Origin of the sequence: Methylobacterium sp. Leaf118 (assembly GCF_920984675.1) — a bacterium.
Lineage (GTDB): Bacteria > Pseudomonadota > Alphaproteobacteria > Rhizobiales > Beijerinckiaceae > Methylobacterium.
In genome coordinates this window covers 1-17659 of record NZ_CAKLBV010000080.1, presented here as the reverse complement: position 1 = coordinate 17659, position 17659 = coordinate 1, and the positions used below count along the sequence as shown (strand labels likewise).

The window sequence follows — 17659 nt, the reverse complement described above, 5'->3', positions numbered from 1 at the left end:
CAGCTCGCTCTCCGGAAGCCGACGCAGACGGTCCGGCGTCTCAAGACCCTCGAGGATCGATGTGTCCGCTAGTGCCACCGGAGCAGCCTCATGCCCGAAGTGAGGAAAGGCGCGCAAAGGACTGTGCGCCATGATGTTTGAGAGGAAGCAGGGAGGATCATCCCGCCCCTAGTCCATGTCGAGCGGCGCGGTGCCCGCAGCCTGCCCGTCGGGGCCGATCGCGATCTTCTGGATGCGCGCCTCGGCCCGCTTCAGGAGCGCCTCGCAATGGCGCTTGAGCGCCTCGCCGCGCTCGTAGATCGCCACCGACTCGTCGAGGGGCACGTCGCCGCGCTCCAGCCGGCGCACGATGTCCTCGAGCTGCTCCATGGCCCGCTCGAACGGGAGATCGTCGGGTGCGTCGGCGGCGGGTCGTTGAGCGTTCATCTCGGATCCCTCGACGGTCCCTTGCCGATCCCTTGTCGAGCCCTTGCCGGGCCCTCTGTTGCGCGGGTTATGACGGTCCGGCACGGGTCGCACAAGCCCGGGTGGATTGCGTGCGACCGATCCGGGGGCCTCGGGCGCCGGCCGGCCCGGGCCGGGCTCAGGTCAGGGCGAGCCGGAACGGGCTGCCCTCATAGGCCTCCGCGCCGCGCCCGATCGCCGTGATGCCGGCGCTCATGCGGCCCTGCCGGTCGAGCAGGCGGTCGGCGAGGGCGACGAAGAGGCGGTTGGGCGTGGCGCTCGGGGACAGCCGGCGCAGATCCTGCGCCAGCGCGGCCTCGTCGCGCTCCGGGGCGAGGGCGCAGGCCACGGCATAGGCGGCGGCGGTCGAGCGGCTGATCCCGGCATAGCAGTGCAGCACCAGGGGCCGGGTCCGGTCCCAGGCGGCGGCGAAGTCGAGGACGGCCCGCACATGGGTCTCGTCCGGGAGCCGATGCCCCTCCATCGGCGCGACGATGTCGCTGAACCCGACCCGCAGGTGATGCTCCGGGCGGATCGCGGCCGGGCGCGCCACGGGGCTCCCCAAGGTCGCCAGGGTGACCAGATGGCGGGCCCCGCTCGCCGCGATGGTCTCGTCGAGGCGCGAGAGCGGACAGACGTAAAGGCTCGGCATCAGGTGTCCGCGTGGAGCGCCGCGAAGCGGGCGAGATACCAGGATTCCGCCTCGGCGGTGGGCCGGGGGACGAGCAGCGCCTCGATCTCCGGCCGGACGCTCTCCGGCAGCACCGGCGGGCGCCCGAAGATCGCGTCGGCTTCCGGCGCGGAAAACCCCGCGAGCCGGGTCGCTTCGAGGAAGGCGGCGATCCGATCGGCGCGCTTGACGAGGCGGGCCAGCGCGGGGGGCGGGGCCGGGAGACCCACCCGCTGCCGGATCGCGCCGAGCAGGCGTCGCTCGACGCTGCGATAGGCGTCGCCGATGGCGTTCTTGAGCGGCGAGATGATGTCCCCGATCACGTATTCGGGCGCATCGTGGAGGAGCAGTTCCAGCCGCTCGGGCGCCTGGAGGGCGGGGTTCAGGGCGCCGCCGATCGCCTCGACGAGGAGCGAGTGCTGCGCCACCGAGAAGACGTGCGGCCCCGCCGTCTGCCCGTTCCAGCGGGCGACCCGGGCGAGCCCGTGGGCGATGTCGGCGATCTCCACGTCGAGGGCGGAGGGATCGAGCAGGTCGAGGCGCCGGCCCGACAGCATCCGCTGCCATGCCCGCGCTGCCTTGGGGCTGCGCGCCGTCGCGCTCACGGACGGGGAGCCTCCCCGAGGGCGGCGCAGGGTGCGTGGCGATGGCAGCCGACAAGGTGGTCGTTGACCATGCCGACCGCCTGCATGAAGGCGTGAACGATGGTGGGGCCGACGAAGGTGAAGCCCTTCTTTTTCAGTGCCTTGCTGATCTTCCTTGAGAGTTCGGTTTCGGTCGCGATCTGCGACCGGCGCCGGGCCTTCGTCTGGATCGGCCGGCCATCGCAGAAGTCCCAGAGGAAATCCGAGAAGCCGGGCCCGGCCTCCTCGATGGCGAGCCAGCCCCGGGCGCCCGCGATCGCCCCGCGGATCTTGGCGCGGTTGCGGACGATGCCGGTGTCGGCCATCAGCCGCTCGACATCGGCCTCGGTGAAGCGGGCGACCCGCTCGGGCGCGAACCCCTCGAAGGCCCGGCGAAACCCCTCGCGGCGGCGCAGGATGGTGATCCAGGACAGGCCCGCCTGGAACCCGTCGAGGATCAGCTTCTCGTAGAGGGCGCGGGACTCGTATTCCGGCACGCCCCATTCGGTGTCGTGATAGGTGACGTAGGTCGGATCGAGCCCCGGCCACCCGCAGCGCGGGCAGCCGTCGGCATGGGTGGTGATGAGGCCGTCCGCCTCGGCGCTCATCCGGCGGCGGCCGTGTCGGCGGGGACGGCGAAGGTCGCGAAGGCCGGCTTCTCCACGCCCGCGATCGCGCCCCCGGCCCGCACCGGCTCGCCCGCCGCCAGCGCGTCGCCGAGGCGGTCGAGGCGGATCGTGGCGAGGCCCCGCCCGCCCGCGGCGCTGCCGGTGACCCCGAGGCTGCGGGCGCCGGCCGTCACCTCGGTGCCCGGCGCCGGCGCCGATCCCTCGGAAAACACCAGCGGCAGGATGCGGGTGCGGGCGGTGCCGCGGTGCTGCATCCGCGACACGACCTCCTGGCCGACATAGCAGCCCTTCCTGAAGTCGACGCCGCCGAGCTGGTCCATCAGCGCCTCGTGCGGGAAGGCGTCGCTGAACGCGAAGTCGCGCCCGCCCTCGGGGATGCCGCAGGCGATGCGGTGGGCGTGGTAATTGTCGTCCGACGCCTCCGCCGAGAAGGCGCCCTCGGCAAAGTACAGACGCTCGCCGAGCGCCGGCAGGCGCCCGTCGCGCACCCGGATCGTCTCGGCGGCGGTCTCCGCGCCGTCCCAGGCGGCGGCGACGCCGAGCGTCGGGTCGGCACGGATGCTCACCTTGGCGCGCAGGCGGTAGAGCCCGAGCCGCTTGACCAGATCGGGCACCCGCTCGGCCGCGACGTCGAGCCGGAAGCCGCCCGCATCGTCGCGAGACACCAGGAAGTCGAACTGGATTTTTCCTTGCGGCGTCAGCAGGGCGCCGAGCCGCGCCTCGCCCTCCGGCAGGCTCTCGACGTTGCAGGTGAGGATGCCCTGGAGGAAGGCGGTCGCGTCGGGACCCGTCACGGCGACGACGACGCGGTCCGGCAGCAGGGCGATCGGCATGGGCTCTCCTCGGGCATGGCAACCCGGACACGGCGTTGCGCGGGGTCCGCGGCTGACATAAGCCGCCCCTCGGCCGCTCTCAATCGCCGGAGGACCCGCCGCATGCCAGCCCCGTTCGAAGGCCCGTTCGACCTCGTCCTCTCCGGCGGCACGCTGGTGAACCACGACGGCGAGCACGCCGCCGATCTCGGCATCCGCAACGGGCGCGTGGCCGCCATCGGCGACCTCGCGAAGGCCGCGAGCGCCGAGCGGCAGGATTGCCGCGGCCTGCACCTCCTGCCCGGCGTGATCGACAGCCAGGTGCATTTCCGCGAGCCCGGGCTCGACCACAAGGAGGATCTGGAGACCGGCTCGCGCGCCGCCGTGATGGGCGGGGTGACGGCGGTCTTCGAGATGCCCAACACCGATCCGCAGACGACGAGCGCGGACGCGCTCGCCGACAAGGTCGCCCGCGCCCATCACCGGATGCATTGCGACTTCGCGTTCTGGGTCGGGGGCACCCACGAGAATGCCGGGGAGGTGGCGACGCTGGAGCGGCTGCCGGGGGCGGCGGGCATCAAGGTGTTCGTCGGCTCCTCCACCGGCTCGCTGCTCGTCGAGGACGATGCGGGCGTGCGCGAGATCCTCAAGAACATCCGCCGCCGCGCCGCCTTCCACTCCGAGGACGAGCCGATGCTGCGCGAGCGGAAAGGCCTGCGCGTGCCGAACGATCCGGCCTCGCACCCGGTCTGGCGCTCGCCCGAGGTGGCGGTGAAGGCGACGCGACGGCTGATCGCGCTGGCCCGCGAGACCGGCGCGCGCATCCACATCCTGCACATCTCGACCGCGGACGAGATGCCGATCCTCGCCGAGGCCAAGGATGTGGCGAGCGTCGAGGCGACGCCCCATCACCTGACCCTCGACGGCACCGAGGCCTATGCCCGCCTCGGCACCCTGGTGCAGATGAACCCGCCGGTGCGCGACGCCGGGCACCGCGAGGGGATCTGGCAGGGCTTGCGACAAGGGGTGGTCGACGTGCTCGGCTCCGACCACGCGCCGCACACGCTGGCCGAGAAGGCCAAGCCCTATCCGGACTCGCCCTCGGGGATGACCGGCGTGCAGACGCTGGTGCCGATCATGCTCGATCACGTGGCGGCGGGCCGGCTCTCGCTGGCGCGGTTCGTGGACCTGACGAGCGCGGGGCCGAAGCGCCTGTTCGGGATCCGTCGCAAGGGGCGGCTGGCGGTGGGCTACGACGCCGACGTGACGGTGGTGGACCTCAAGCGCCGCGAGACCATCCGCAACGACTGGATCGCCTCGAAATGCGGCTGGACGCCCTATGACGGGGTCACCGTCACCGGCTGGCCGGTCGGTACGCTGGTGCGGGGCATTCCCGTGATGTGGCAGGGGGCGCTCGTCGCGCCGTCCCGGGGCGAGGCGGTGACCTTCGAGGAGGCGCTGCCGGGCGCCCGCTGAGGCCCGGGGCGCGGCCGGCCGCCCCGGCCCGTCAGAACTCCATGTCGAGTTCCTCGATCGCCTCGGGCTCCTGGGCGGCCTGCTCCGTCCATTCCTCCATCAGGTCCCAGGCCAGGATCGTGTCGCGGTAGGCGGCGGTGGAGAAGGGCAGGGCGACGCCGTAGGTGCGAAAGCGCGTGCAGACGGGGGCGTACATCGCGTCCGCCACGCTCGGCCGCGCGCCGAACAGGAACGGGCCGCCCGAGCGCGACAGGCCATCCTCGACGATGGCGCAGATGCGCTCGATGTCGCCCCGGGCGCCGTTGAAGACCTGGAAGCCGCGGTGGCGCCCGCGCAGATTCATCGGCAGGGCCGAGCGCAGGTTGATGAAGCCGCCATGCATCTCGCCCGAGACGGCGCGGCAGCGGGCCCGCGCGGCGGGCGCCTCGGGCAGGAGGCCGGCCTCGGGACGGATCTCGTTGAGATACTCGGCGATGGCGAGCACGTCCCACACGGCGATGCCGCCATGGTCGAGCCGCGGCACGAGGAAGGACGGCGAGAGGTGGAGCAGCTCCGCCCGCGTCGAGGCATCCGTGCCCGGCAGCACGCTTACGGCAATGTCGAGCCCGGCCATCCGGCACAGTAGCCAGCCGCGCAGGGACCATGAAGAATAATTCCGACTGGAAATCGTGAGCGCCGCCTCGGCCATGGCCCTTCCCCCCGTTCGTTCGTGTCCCGGACTGCGATCCAAGACTCGTGCCGCATCAAGAGGCACCCCCTTGGCACCCCCTTGGCACCTCTTCGGCGCCCCCTTGATCCCCTCGGGCGGGACCGGCGGCCGGTGGCCCGCCTCGCTCAGGCGGACCGCGCGCACCCGGGACAGCGGGTTCCACGGAGCGTCGTCGGCACGGGGTGATGCATCCACGACACAGGGCTGTGATGTGTACTTTTTACCCGTTGCGCGAAATCTTGAACCGCATAGCTTCGTCCGTCCGAGTTTGCGCGGCGACAGCGGCCGGCGCGATCCGACACGTGAAGCCGGGCGTCGGGACGTTCGCGGTGAGGAGTGTGGCCCGATGCTGTACCAAGCTTTCGACCTCCAATCGGACCTCGCCCGGTCGACCCGTCAGTGGGGACGCCTCCTGCAGGATGTTGCAGCCCCGTGGCGGAGGACCCCCTGGCACGACGCCGCCAAATGGTGGTCGGCCGGCGCCCGCATGATGATGCGGGCCGGCCTCACCTTTGCCCGGCCGGCCTACGGCATCAACAGCGTCATGGTCGGCAACCGCGAGGTGCCGGTGGTCGAGGAGCCGGTCCTCGCCACGCCCTTCGGCACGCTGCTGCGCTTCCGCAAGGACATCGACACGGTCCAGCCCCGGGTGCTGCTGCTCGCGCCCCTCTCGGGCCATTTCGCCACGCTCCTGCGCGGCACTGTGCGCACGCTCCTGCCCGACCACGACGTCTACATCACCGACTGGCACAACGCCCGCGACGTGCCGATCTCGGAAGGGCGCTTCGGCTTCGACGACTACGTCGACCACGTCGTGCGCTTCATGGAGGCGATCGGCGAGGGCGCCCACCTGATGGCCGTGTGCCAGCCCGCCGTGCAGGCCCTCGCCGCCACCGCCGTGATGGCCCAGACCAACAACCCGGCCCAGCCGCGCAGCATGACGCTGATGGCCGGGCCCGTCGATTGCCGCGTCAGCCCGACCGCGGTGAACCGGCTCGCGACCTCGAAGCCGATGGCGTGGTTCGAGGACAACCTGATCGCCACCGTTTCCGGGCGCCACAAGGGCGCGGGGCGACGGGTCTATCCGGGCTTCATGCAGGTCTCGGCCTTCATCTCGATGAACGCCAAGCGCCACCAGGACGCGCATGCGGATCTGTTCTGGCACTACATGGGCGGGGAGGGGGACAAGGCGCGCGCCATCGAGACCTTCTACGACGAGTATTTCGCCGTTCTCGATCTCACCGCCGAATTCTATCTCGAGACGGTCCGGACCGTGTTCCAGGACTACACCCTCGCCCGCAACGAGCTCACCCATCGCGGCATCCGCATCGACATGGGCGCGATCCGCAAGACCGCCCTGATGACCGTCGAAGGCGAGCGTGACGACATCTGCGCGGTGGGCCAGACCATGGCGGCCCACGATCTCTGCTCCAGCCTGCCGCCGCACATGCGCGCCCACCACCTCCAGACCGGGGTCGGCCATTACGGCGTGTTCTCCGGCCGCAAATGGGAGAGCCAGACCTACCCGCTCGTGCGCAACTTCATCGCCACGCACAGCTGAGAGCGACGGGGCGGGGCACCGCCCTCAAGCCGGACTCCCCGCGGGGCTCAGGCGTCGGCGCCGGCGCCCCGCGAACAAGACGGTTCGCGCGTCGCGCGATTGCCCTGTCAAGGGGCTTTCGCGCACTTCCAACCGGAACGCGCTTCGTGTATGTCGCGCGTCCAGGTGCAATTCATTCGCACCGATTCGGCTGCCGTCGCGACGCCTCCTCCGGAATGCAGCCCGGGGACGGGGCGCCTGACGGCTTTTTCCCGGTTCTGCCGGGAATCCGGGGCCGGTGCGGTTCGAAACGACAGATCCAGGGGTTGATTCCGTTGCAGGTACTCGTTCGCGACAACAACGTCGATCAGGCGCTCCGCGTCCTCAAGAAGAAGATGCAGCGCGAGGGCATCTTCCGTGAGATGAAGCAGCGCAAGGCCTACGAGAAGCCCTCCGTGCGCAAGGCTCGCGAGAAGGCCGAGGCCGTCCGCCGCGCCCGCAAGCAGGCCCGCAAGACCGCGATCCGCGAGGGCCTGATCGCCGCGCCGAAGCCGAAGCCCAGGACCGGCGGCCCGCGTCGTCCCGGCGCCCCGAGCTTCTCGCAGCAGCCGGCCGCCGCGGCGCCCGCGCCCGCCGCGTCCTGAATCCTCCCCCGGGCGTCACGCCCGGTCCGATCGCCAAAAGGCCCCGCCGCGCGCTGCGCGGACGGGGCCTTTTTCGTGGCGCCGGGCTGGGTCAAGTTCGCCAGGGTCCGGCCAATCGGGTCAGGGCCGGTGGGGTCAGGCCGCCTGGGCGGCGGTGAGCGTGGCGCGCTCGGCCTGACGCAGCAATTCCAGCGGCAGCCAGGGCTTGCGCATGTAGACGGCGTGCGGCGGGATGTCGGCCACCGCGGCCCGGGCGTCGGAGGTCACCACCAGCCGCACCTGCGGCCAGCGGTCCTCGACCGCGCGGGCGAGCGCCGCGCCGTCCATGCGGCCCGACAGGTGCGTGTCGGCGACCACCATCGCCACGGTCACGTCCGGCCGCTCCAGGACCGCCAGGGCGTCCTCGGCGCTCGAGCAGGCGATGACCTCGAGGTCGGTCTCCTCGATCAGCGCCGTGGCGAGGTCGCGGGCCGCGGCGTCGTCCTCGACGACGAGGGCGACGGGACAGTCGGACGAGGCATGGGCCATGGGGTCTCCTGAGGCATGCGAAGGGAGGCTTGCGCGGCGCGCTCCGCACCGGCCGGGGACCGGCCCCGGCGAAGGCGGGTACGCCTGAACGATCTCTGCCCTGCGACAACCGGCCTGCGCAGGATTTGGTTCAGGCCGCGCCGCCGTCCCGACGCGGGGCGCCGGCAAGAGAGTTTTTTAACGGACTGTTCACTGGGCCGGTCGAATTGTTACAGTCCGGCGACGCAGGCGGGCCCGTTCGGACCGAGCCTTGCATCCCGGATGCTGGAGGCAAAGGAGTCGTCCCCCCGCCATGTGCCGTTTCCTCGCCTATCTCGGTGAGCCGGTCTTCCTGAACGAGCTGGTTTGCGCGCCGACGCACTCGCTGGTGCACCAGTCGCTTCACGCCGCGGAAGCGAAGACCGAGACCAACGGCGACGGCTTCGGCATCGGCTGGTACGGCGAGCATGCCGAGCCGGGCCTGTATCGGGACGTCAGTCCGGCCTGGTCGGACGACAACCTCGTCAACCTGTGCCGTCAGGTGCGGGCCAAGACCTTCTTCGCCCATGTCCGGGCGGCGACCGGCACCGCCACCGCGCGGGCCAATTGCCATCCTTTCGCACATGGCCGCCACCTGTTCATGCATAACGGCCAGATCGGCGGCTATCACCGGATCAAGCGGCGCCTGGAGGCGCTGATTCCGGACGAACTCTACGACACCCGCCGCGGCACCACCGATTCCGAGGCGCTCTTCCTCCTGGCGCTGGCCCACGGCCTGGAGGCCGATCCCGTCGGCGCCATGGAGGCGACCTGCACGACGGTGCGCGACCTGATGCAGGCCGCCCGCATCACGGAGGCCTTCCGCTTCACCGCCGTGCTCACCGACGGCGACAGCCTCACGGCCTTCCGCTGGGCCTGCGACGGGCGCCCGCCGAGCCTGTATTACCGCGAGAGCGAGCGCGGGCTCACCGTCGTCTCCGAGCCGATCGATGGCTGCCGCGAGGGCTGGCAGGTGGTGCCCAAGGGCGCGACCCTGCGGGCGCAGCGGGGGTTTCGCGCGGTGGTGAGCCGGCCGGAGGCCGGGCGGGCGGCGGCCTGAGCATGCCTCCGCAGCGGCCGCGGTCCAAAACCGGGCCGCGCCGCGCTAGATGAGGGCCATCCCCGCCAAGGAGACGGCCCCATGGATCTCGACGTTTCGCTTCACATCGCCGGGCGCTGGCGCGCGGGCGGCGCGGGCGCCACCCTGCCGATCCTCAACCCCGCCACCGGCGACGAACTCGGCCGGGTCGCGGTGGCGACGCCGGACGACCTCGACGAAGCGCTGGCGGCCGCCGCGCGGGGCTTCGTCGCATGGCGGAGCGTCTCGGCCTTCGAGCGCGGAAAGGTGCTGCGCCGCGCCGCCGCGCTGATGCGCGAGCGCGCCGAGGCCATCGCCCGCACCATGACCCGCGAGCAGGGCAAGCCGCTCGCCGAGGCCCGCATCGAGACCGCCTTCGCCGCCGACATCATCGAGTGGTTCGCGGAAGAGGGCCGGCGCGCCTATGGCCGGGTCATCCCGGCCCGCGCCGAGGGCGTGCTGCAGATCGTGGTGCGGGAGCCGGTGGGGCCCGTGGCCGCCTTCACACCCTGGAACTTCCCGATCAATCAGGCCGTCCGGAAACTGTCCGCCGCGCTCTGCACCGGCTGCTCGGTGATCCTGAAGGGCCCCGAGGACACCCCGGCCTCCTGCGCCGAACTCGTGCGCGCCTTCCTCGATGCGGGCGTGCCGGGCAACGCCCTCGGCCTCGTCTACGGCGATCCGGCGGAGATCTCCGGCACGCTCATCCCGCACCCGGTCATCGCCAAGATCACCTTCACGGGCTCGACCGCCGTCGGCAAGGAACTCGCGGCGCTCGCCGGCCGCCACATGAAGCGGGCGACGATGGAGCTCGGCGGCCACGCCCCGGCGATCGTCTTCGACGACGCCGACGTGGACAAGGCCGTGCAGGTGCTCGCGGCCAACAAGTACCGCAATGCCGGCCAGGTCTGCGTCGCCCCGACCCGCTTCCTCGTGCAGGAGGGCGTCTACGACCGCTTCCTCGACGGCTTCGTGGCCGCCTCGAAGGCCCTCGTCGTGGGCAACGGCCTGGAGCCCGAGACCGGGATGGGCCCCCTCGTCCACGGCCGGAGAGTCGAGGCGATGGAGGCCTTCGTGGCCGATGCCGAGGCCAAGGGCGCCCGGCTCCTGACCGGCGGCAAGCGCATCGGCAATCGCGGCCATTTCTTCGAGCCGACCGTCTTCGCCGAGGTGCCGCTCGAGGCCCGCATCATGAACGAGGAGCCGTTCGGGCCGATCGCCGCGATCCGTCGCTTCGCCGCCGACGAGGAGGCGCTGCAGGAGGCCAACCGCCTGCCCTACGGGCTTGCCGCCTACGCCTATACCCGCTCCGGGGCGCGGGCGAACCGCGTCGGCACGGGCGTCGAGGCCGGCATGATCTCGATCAACCATCACGGCATCGCCCTGCCCGAGACGCCCTTCGGCGGCGTCAAGGATTCCGGCTACGGCAGCGAGGGCGGGTCGGAGGCGATCGAGGCGTATCTCACCACGAAGTTCGTCACGCAGGCGAGCGCCTGACGAAGTCCCCAGGGTTCGCTGTCCTGGAATCCGCCGCCCCGGGCGCAGGCCAGAGCCGCCGCCCTCGGACCGCTGCGTCCCGGGGGACACATGAACGATAATTCAAACTTCCCCCTCGACAAAAGGGAGGCACAGGAAACTTTTTGCAGGCAATGTGAGTTTAAGCCTCCACGACCCAAGGATAGGACAGCTGGCCAAGCGAGCTGCTCCGGAGAAAGCTCGCATGCTGTATTCCTTTTACGAGGCTGGTCATCTGATGCTCGCGCCCATGCGGCTGGCGGCGGAAGCGACCCGGCTCGCCTGCGAGAATCCCTTCAATCCCTTCGCCTACGCCCCCCAGAGCCGCAGCGTCGCGGCCAGCTGCGAGATGTTCGAGCGCGCGACCCGCGTCTACGCCAAGCCCACCTTCGGCCTCGGCGTGCCCGAGCGGGTGGTCTGGGAGAGCCCGTTCTGCCGGGCGGTCGCCTTCGGCGAGGCGGGCCCACGGCTCGAGGCCCTGCCCAAGCTCCTGATCGTCGCGCCGATGTCCGGGCATTACGCCACGCTCCTGCGCGGCACGGTCGAGGCGTTCCTGCCGACCCATCAGGTCATCATCACCGATTGGATCGATGCCCGGCAGGTGCCGCTCGCCGCCGGCCGCTTCGGCCTCGACGATTACGTCGATACCTGCATCCGCCTGTTCGAGACGCTGGGTCCGGACCTCCACGTGGCCGCCGTCTGCCAGCCGTCCGTGCCGGTGCTGGCGGCGATCGCCCGGATGGAGGCGCAGGACCATCCCCTCGTGCCCCGCTCGGCGACGGTGATCGGCGGCCCCGTCGACACGCGCCGCGCGCCGACCGCGGTCAACGCGCTGGCCGCCGAGAAGGGCTTCGCCTGGTTCGAGCGCCACTGCATCCACACCGTGCCGGGGGGCTATCCGGGCGCGGGCCGCTCGGTCTATCCGGGCTTCCTGCAGCTGGCCGGCTTCATGGGGATGAACCTGGAGCGGCACGCCGACGCCCACCGCGCCATGTTCGACCACCTCGTGGCCGGCGACGGCGACTCGGCCACCCGGCACCGCGCCTTCTATGACGAGTACCTCGCGGTGATGGACCTGACCGCCGAGTTCTACCTCGAGACGATCGCCCGGGTCTTCATCGACCACGATCTGCCCCGCGGCACCTTCCGCCACCGCGGCACCCCCGTCGATCTCGGCGCGATCCGCCGCTGCCACCTGATGGCGATCGAGGGCGAGAAGGACGACATCACCGGCATCGGCCAGACGAAGGCCGCTCTCGACCTCGCCACGGCCCTGCCGGAGAGCGCCAAGACCTACCATCTCCAGCCCGGCGCGGGGCATTACGGCATCTTCAACGGCTCGCGCTTCCGCGCCGAGATCGCGCCGCTGATGTGCGCCTTCATGGCGCGGAGCGTCCGGCCCGTGGTTTCCCAAGCGACCGTTTCCCAAGTGGCGGTCTCGCAAGTGGCGGTCTCGCAGGGGGCGGTCTCGCAGGTGCCGGTGGTGCCGGCCGAGGAGGCGCGGCCGATCCTCGTGCGCCGTCCGCCGACGCCCCACGCCCTCTCCCTGCATCGCCCCGCGCGTCCTGAGCGGAGCCCGCTCGGCGAACGCCTCGTGCCGCCTGCCGCCCCGCCGCTGCACATCGCCGTCTGAACACGGACGGCGGACGGCCCCCGGGCTGCTGGAGCCCCCCGTCGGCGACCTCTCGCCGGTGGAGGCTCGCCGACGCGCATCCGCCTGTCCGCACGCAGCCGTGACCGCTGCCGGTTTGACCCTCCCCCACGCCTGAATTATGCATTCAAAAAACACCGCGCCGGTGCGCAGTGGGACGAGCGGGGAGATCGAGCGTGGGCGCGAGCGCGGAACCGGTCGAGGTGCCGACGATCAGCCCGCGGGCGAAGGCACGGGACGATGCGGGGCTGCCGCGCCGGCTCGCGGAGCAGCTCCGGGGCGAGGCGCGCTTCGACGCCTTCACCCGCGGACGCTACGCCACCGACGCTTCGATCTACCAGATCATGCCGGCGGGCGTCGTCTTCCCAAAGAGTGCCGAGGACATCGCCGTCACCCTGCGGGTGGCGGCCGAGGCCGGCCTGCCGGTCATCCTGCGCGGGGGCGGCACCTCGCAGAACGGCCAGCCGATCGGCAGCGGCCTCGTCGTCGATTGCTCGCGCCATCTCAACGGCGTCCTGGCCTATGACAGGGACGCCGGCACGATCACCGTCGAGCCGGGCCACGTGCTGGAGCGCCTGAACGCACGGCTCCGGGCGGATGGCTGGTTCTTCCCCGTCGAGCCCTCGACGGCGACCCGCTGCACCCTCGGCGGCATGGCCGGCAACAATTCCTGCGGCGCCCGCTCCCTGCGCTACGGCAAGATGAGCGACAACGTCCTCGGGCTGGAGGCGCTGTTCCACGACGGCACCCCGTTCGGCTTCGGGCTCACCGGAAACGATGCGACCGCCGTCACGGGCGGGGCGCGGGCCGAGGACCTGGCCCGCCGGATGCTGGCCTTGGCCGAGGCGCATCGCGACGAAATCGAGACCCGGTATCCGAAGGTGCAGCGGCGGGTCGGCGGCTACAACCTCGACAGCCTGATCGCGCCGCGCCCGAACCTCGCCCATCTCCTCGTCGGCTCGGAGGGGACGCTCGCCGCCACCACCTCGGTGACGCTCAAGCTCTCGCGGCTGCCGGCCCACCGGGTCATGGGGGTGTGCCATTTCCCCTCGTTCCGCGCCGCGATGGAGACGACGCGCCACATCGTCGACCTCGATCCCGTGGCGGTCGAACTCGTCGACAACAACGTGCTGGTGCTCGGCGCCGACATCCCGCTGTTCCGCACCACCCTGGCCGACATCACGCGGGGCCAGCCGAACTGCCTGCTGCTCACCGAGTTCGCCGGCGACGATTTTTTCGCACTCAAACAAGACCTTCAACGTCTCGGCCAGTGCATGGCGGACCATGGTTTTCCCGGTGCCGTGGTCGAGGTGGTGGAGGCCAACCGCCAGAAGGCGGTCTGGGAGGTGCGCGAGGCCTGCCTCAACATCATGATGTCGATGAAGGGCGACCGGAAGCCCGTCTCCTTCATCGAGGATTGCGCCGTCCCGCTGGAGCACCTGGCCGACTACACCGACGCCGTCACCGAGGTCTTTACCCGGCACGGCACCCGCGGCACCTGGTACGCCCACGCCTCCGTCGGCTGTCTGCACGTGCGCCCGATCCTCAACATGAAGGACGGGGGCGATGTCCGGACGATGCGCGCCATCGCCGAGGAGACGGCGGAGCTGGTGCGCCGCCACAAGGGCTCGTACTCGGGCGAGCACGGCGACGGCATCTCCCGCTCCGAATTCGTGGAGCCGCTGTTCGGCCCGACCCTGACCCGCGCCTTCGAGACCGTGAAGGATGCGTTCGACCCGGGTAACCACCTGAACCCGAACAAGATCGTCCGTCCGCTGAAGATGGACGACCGCTCCCTGATGCGGTTTGCCCCCGGCTACGCCGTCGGCGTCCCGGCGCAGACGGCGCTCGACTGGTCGGACTGGGGCGGCTTCGGCCCGGCGATCGAGATGTGCAACAACAACGGCACCTGCCGGAAGCTCGCGGGCGGGGCGATGTGCCCGTCCTACCGGGCGACGAAGGACGAGCAGCACCTGACCCGGGGCCGGGCCAATTCCCTGCGGCTCGCCATCTCCGGCCAGCTCGGGGCGGACGCCTTCACGAGCCCCGAGATGAAGCGCACGATGGACCTGTGCGTCTCCTGCAAGGCCTGCCGCCGGGAATGCCCGACCGGCGTCGACATGGCCAAGATGAAGGTCGAGTTCCTTCACCATTACCACGCCCGTCACGGGCTCCCGCTCAAGGAGCGGCTGGTGGCCGAGATGCCGCGCTACGCGGGCATCGCCGCCGCGCTGGCGCCGCTCCTGAACCTGCGCAACCGCGTGCCGGCGCTCGCGCGCTTCGCGGAGGCCCGGCTCGGCTTCTCGGCGCGGCGCTCCCTGCCCGAATGGCGCCGGCCCTGGCGCGAGACCGGCGAGGCAGCCCATCCGGACGATGTGGCGGGCGACCACCGCGACATCATCCTGTTCGGCGACACCTTCAACCGCGCCTTCGAGCGCGAGAACCTCGAAGCCGCCGAGCGGGTGCTGCGGGCGGCGGGCTACCGCCTGCACCGGGTGGCCTCCCAGACGGGCCGCCGCCCGCTCTGCTGCGGCCGCACCTGGCTCGCCTCCGGCCAGACCGACCGGGCCCGCGCGGAGGCGCGCCGGACCCTCGACGCACTCCTGCCCTTCGTCCGGGCCGGGGCCCGGGTGGTGGGCCTGGAGCCCTCCTGCCTCCTCACCTTCCGCGACGAGTTTTTGTCCCTGCTCGCGGGCGACGAGGCGAGGGCGTTGGCGCAGGCCGCGCTCCTGTTCGAGGAACTGCTCGCCGCCGACCTCGCGGCGGGGCGGATCGTGCTGCCGCTGAAGGACCAGGGCGGACGGGTCGCCCACCTGCACGGCCATTGCCACCAGAAGAGTTTTGGCGTGATGGGAAGCGTCGAGACGGTCCTGCGCCACGTGCCGGGGCTCGACCTGCGGGTGATCGAGTCGAGCTGCTGCGGCATGGCCGGCGCCTTCGGCTACGGCCGCGACACGATCGACGCCTCTTTCGCCATGGCGGAGCTGTCGCTGTTCCCGGCGCTCCGCAAGGCGGGCCCGGACGACCTCGTGGTCGCCGACGGGACGAGCTGCCGCCACCAGATCCATGATGGGCTCGGCCGGGAGGCGATCCACGTCGCCCGGGTGCTCGACGCGGCGCTGGCCTGACGCGCCTCCGCCTGCCTTTCATACCAAATCCGGTTGATCCCTTCGGGATGGCGGATGTGGGCTTCGCTCAAACGCCGCGCGGGCTTGCCTGATCCGGGCTCCGCTTTGATCAAGCGGAGCCCGGATCAGGCGGGTCTTGTCACGATTCGCGATTCTGTGGGTCCGTCCGCAACGGGAGGGGAGCGGCCTCGAAGGCCCGCCGCTGCGACGCTTCCGTCGCGGCTCTGCAGGGCGATCGGCAACCGGTCGTCGCCTTCGCCGTTAGACCCGGATCCACCCGCAGGAGGCTCCGCCCCAGAACGAAGGGGGCAGAGATCGTGCGGTCAGCGGGGGGACCTGCCGCCATCGCGGATCCGGTGGTGGAAGGGGATGCGGCCCGTCTCGAGGGGGCCGTCCAGAATGGTGGGCGCCCTCAAGCGCGCGAGACCGAGCCGGTCCGATCGATGCCCCGATGGCCGGCGCGCCTCTGACCCTCAATGCTGCAGCGTCGTCGTGAAGCCGCCGCCGCGGATGCGCTCGGGCAGGGTCTCGGCGTAGCGGGCGGTGGCGTCCTCGCCGTAGGTGGCGACCAGTTCCTGGAACGCGGCGAACAGGGCGGCCTGGGCCATGCAGTCGCCGTCGATCCCGTCGAGGCAGCCTTCGGCGAAGGCTTCGGTGACGAGGCCGAGCGCGGCGCGCTTGCTCTCCGGATCGGATTCGAACGGAGCGGTGGCGGTGTCGTGCATCATGGCTCAGGCTTCGTTTCCCGACCGGACGGATGCCGGCAAGACATCGGCACGATAGGGCCTCCCGGACGGGCCGGGAAGCGGGGAATTGCGAAGAGGTTAACGCGGACGCTCGATTGCGAAGGATTTTCGGAAGCGGCACGCGCCGTGCCGTTGCTGCAACAGGCAATGGATTAACCTTGTGCCGTCGCCGGCATGCCGGTTCGTCGTCGCGGGCGGGCGCACCTCTTCGAGGACGAGGACGCCCGCCGTCGACATTCGCGAAAAGGCGATCAGCCGCCGAAGCGTCCGGCGATGGCGTGGGAGAGGCGCTCGCCCTCGGCGAGGAAGCGCCGGGCGGCCTCGCCCGCCGCCGGGGTGCAGACCCGATAGGTCAGGCTGTAGCCGCGAAAGCCCCGGTTGTAGGCGCCGGCGAGCCGGTCGCGGCGGGCCGACGTCACGCCTTCCGTGTCGAGGATCGCCTTCATGCGGCTCGGCCATTCGGGGGCGTCGGGGGCGGCGCAGAGGTTGCGCAGGAAGGCCAGCGCCCCGACGATCTCGGAAAGCCGCATCAGGTCGCGGTCATAGGGCGCGGGGGGCGGCTCGGGCGGGGGCGGCGGCTCCTTCTCGGGCGCCTTAGCCGCGGGCCGCGCGGCGGCGCGCGATTGGGCCAGGGCGTCGCCCACGGGACCGGCGACGAGCGCGAGCCAGACGCCGCCCGCCAGCAGGAGGCCGCCCAACCGCAAGACGCCCAACCGCAAGCCCCCCGACCTCACGACGGCGAGGATTGGTTGCCCGCGCCTCGCCCGCTCCCGAATCCCCTTGCCGCCCCTCATGCGGAGCCTTCTCCCAGCGACGCCACGCGAGAGAACGCCTCCGTCAGGGTTTCGATCAGTCCCGGCGTGGTCGACAGGCCCGCGACCTCCTCGATCGCGGCCCAGCGCACGGCGAGCGCCTCCGGTCCCGGTGCCGGCTCGACCGCGCGCCACAGGGCGGCGTGGGGATGGATCACGTAATGGTGACGCAGGCGATCCGTCTCGTCCCGCAGGAGGATCTCGGTCGGCGTCAAACTCGGGCCCACCACCTCGGCGCGGGTCCCGACCTCCTCCTCCAATTCCCGCAGGGCGGCCTCGGCGAGGCGCTCGCCCGCCTCCACGAGGCCGCCGGGCAGGGTCCAGACGCCGCGCATCGGCTCGTTGGCGCGCTGTGCCAGCAGGACGCGGCCGTCGCGGATCACCGCGATCGAGACGCCGATCAGGGGGCGGGCCGGGAACAGCCGGTCGTCGCCTGCGGCCGAGGCCGTGCCGCTCACGGCGCCACCGTCACCACGGCGAGGCGCCCGTCGGCGAGCCCGACGAGGATTTTTCGCGGCGTTGGGCCCTCGCCGAGGACGGCGACGCCGAAGGCCGCGGCGGCGGGCAGGGGCACCCGCAGCCGCTCGCTCGGCGTGCCCGTCAGGGCGAGCACCGCGAGTGCGCCGCGGCCCGCCA

Annotated in this window: 17 protein-coding genes and 1 pseudogene; 7 read left to right on the top strand and 11 right to left on the bottom strand. The window is 71.5% G+C overall.

Annotated elements, in window-relative coordinates; all coding sequences use genetic code 11:
• Positions 1–168: 168 nt before the first annotated feature.
• The 5 genes from LW587_RS21685 to ygfZ all read right to left on the bottom strand — a co-directional run bounded on the left by LW587_RS21685 (position 169) and on the right by ygfZ (position 3199).
• On the bottom strand, positions 169–426 hold the full coding sequence (locus LW587_RS21685) for an exodeoxyribonuclease VII small subunit (RefSeq protein WP_232631663.1): 258 nt from the start codon (positions 424–426) through the stop codon (positions 169–171).
• A 157-nt stretch (positions 427–583) separates the two neighbouring features.
• Entirely contained in the window at positions 584–1096 is a 513-nt protein-coding gene (locus LW587_RS21680) for a tyrosine phosphatase family protein (protein WP_232631662.1), read from the bottom strand.
• Positions 1096–1671: an HD family hydrolase gene (locus tag LW587_RS21675; RefSeq protein ID WP_232631665.1), complete on the bottom strand. Its 576-nt coding sequence runs from the start codon at positions 1669–1671 to the stop codon at positions 1096–1098. Before LW587_RS21675 ends, LW587_RS21680 begins: the two co-directional genes overlap by 1 nt.
• 44 nt (positions 1672–1715) lie before the next feature.
• The gene (locus LW587_RS21670; protein ID WP_232631661.1) at positions 1716–2345 is read right to left on the bottom strand and encodes a DNA-3-methyladenine glycosylase I; all 630 of its coding nucleotides are present in this window, start codon (positions 2343–2345) and stop codon (positions 1716–1718) included.
• Positions 2342–3199 carry a CAF17-like 4Fe-4S cluster assembly/insertion protein YgfZ gene (gene ygfZ / locus LW587_RS21665; protein ID WP_232631660.1) on the bottom strand — a complete coding sequence of 286 codons (858 nt, stop codon included), beginning with the start codon at positions 3197–3199 and terminating at the stop codon, positions 2342–2344. Before ygfZ ends, LW587_RS21670 begins: the two co-directional genes overlap by 4 nt.
• 102 nt (positions 3200–3301) lie before the next feature.
• On the opposite strand from ygfZ, the gene LW587_RS21660 reads away from it, so the two are divergent.
• Positions 3302–4654: a dihydroorotase gene (locus LW587_RS21660; protein WP_232631659.1), complete on the top strand. Its 1353-nt coding sequence runs from the start codon at positions 3302–3304 to the stop codon at positions 4652–4654.
• Between the two features lie 31 nt (positions 4655–4685).
• On the opposite strand, the gene LW587_RS21655 is transcribed toward LW587_RS21660, so the two are convergent.
• The gene (locus LW587_RS21655; protein WP_232631658.1) at positions 4686–5342 is read right to left on the bottom strand and encodes a glutathione S-transferase family protein; all 657 of its coding nucleotides are present in this window, start codon (positions 5340–5342) and stop codon (positions 4686–4688) included.
• A 367-nt stretch (positions 5343–5709) separates the two neighbouring features.
• Here LW587_RS21655 and LW587_RS21650 point away from each other — a divergent pair, with 367 nt between their 5' ends.
• Both LW587_RS21650 and rpsU read left to right on the top strand, forming a co-directional pair.
• Positions 5710–6924 carry a polyhydroxyalkanoate depolymerase gene (locus tag LW587_RS21650; RefSeq protein WP_232631657.1) on the top strand — a complete coding sequence of 405 codons (1215 nt, stop codon included), beginning with the start codon at positions 5710–5712 and terminating at the stop codon, positions 6922–6924.
• 314 nt (positions 6925–7238) lie between these two features.
• Positions 7239–7547 carry a 30S ribosomal protein S21 gene (rpsU, locus tag LW587_RS21645; RefSeq protein ID WP_232631656.1) on the top strand — a complete coding sequence of 103 codons (309 nt, stop codon included), beginning with the start codon at positions 7239–7241 and terminating at the stop codon, positions 7545–7547.
• A gap of 135 nt (positions 7548–7682) precedes the next feature.
• On the opposite strand, the gene LW587_RS21640 is transcribed toward rpsU, so the two are convergent.
• Entirely contained in the window at positions 7683–8075 is a 393-nt protein-coding gene (locus tag LW587_RS21640) for a response regulator (RefSeq protein ID WP_232631655.1), read from the bottom strand.
• A gap of 292 nt (positions 8076–8367) precedes the next feature.
• On the opposite strand from LW587_RS21640, the gene LW587_RS21635 reads away from it, so the two are divergent.
• The 4 genes from LW587_RS21635 to LW587_RS21620 all read left to right on the top strand — a co-directional run bounded on the left by LW587_RS21635 (position 8368) and on the right by LW587_RS21620 (position 15465).
• Positions 8368–9153 carry a class II glutamine amidotransferase gene (locus LW587_RS21635; RefSeq protein ID WP_232631654.1) on the top strand — a complete coding sequence of 262 codons (786 nt, stop codon included), beginning with the start codon at positions 8368–8370 and terminating at the stop codon, positions 9151–9153.
• Between the two features lie 81 nt (positions 9154–9234).
• Complete coding sequence (locus tag LW587_RS21630; RefSeq protein WP_232631653.1) at positions 9235–10668, top strand: NAD-dependent succinate-semialdehyde dehydrogenase; 1434 nt, start codon at positions 9235–9237, stop codon at positions 10666–10668.
• Between the two features lie 223 nt (positions 10669–10891).
• Positions 10892–12319: a polyhydroxyalkanoate depolymerase gene (locus tag LW587_RS21625; RefSeq protein ID WP_232631652.1), complete on the top strand. Its 1428-nt coding sequence runs from the start codon at positions 10892–10894 to the stop codon at positions 12317–12319.
• 194 nt (positions 12320–12513) lie between these two features.
• The gene (locus tag LW587_RS21620) at positions 12514–15465 is read left to right on the top strand and encodes an FAD-binding and (Fe-S)-binding domain-containing protein (protein ID WP_232631651.1); all 2952 of its coding nucleotides are present in this window, start codon (positions 12514–12516) and stop codon (positions 15463–15465) included.
• A 473-nt stretch (positions 15466–15938) separates the two neighbouring features.
• On the opposite strand, the gene LW587_RS21615 is transcribed toward LW587_RS21620, so the two are convergent.
• The 4 genes and pseudogenes from LW587_RS21615 to LW587_RS21600 all read right to left on the bottom strand — a co-directional run.
• Entirely contained in the window at positions 15939–16193 is a 255-nt protein-coding gene (locus LW587_RS21615) for a hypothetical protein (protein ID WP_232631650.1), read from the bottom strand.
• Positions 16194–16462: 269 nt separating this feature from the next.
• Positions 16463–16915, bottom strand: coding sequence for a TIGR02301 family protein (locus LW587_RS21610; RefSeq protein WP_442919182.1), 453 nt, complete (start codon positions 16913–16915; stop codon positions 16463–16465).
• Between the two features lie 86 nt (positions 16916–17001).
• Positions 17002–17481, bottom strand: a complete 480-nt coding sequence (locus LW587_RS21605; RefSeq protein ID WP_232631649.1) for an NUDIX hydrolase — start codon at positions 17479–17481, stop codon at positions 17002–17004.
• A pseudogene (locus LW587_RS21600) lies at positions 17478–17659 on the bottom strand (hypothetical protein); the annotation flags it as partial. The pseudogene LW587_RS21600 and the gene LW587_RS21605, both read right to left, overlap by 4 nt.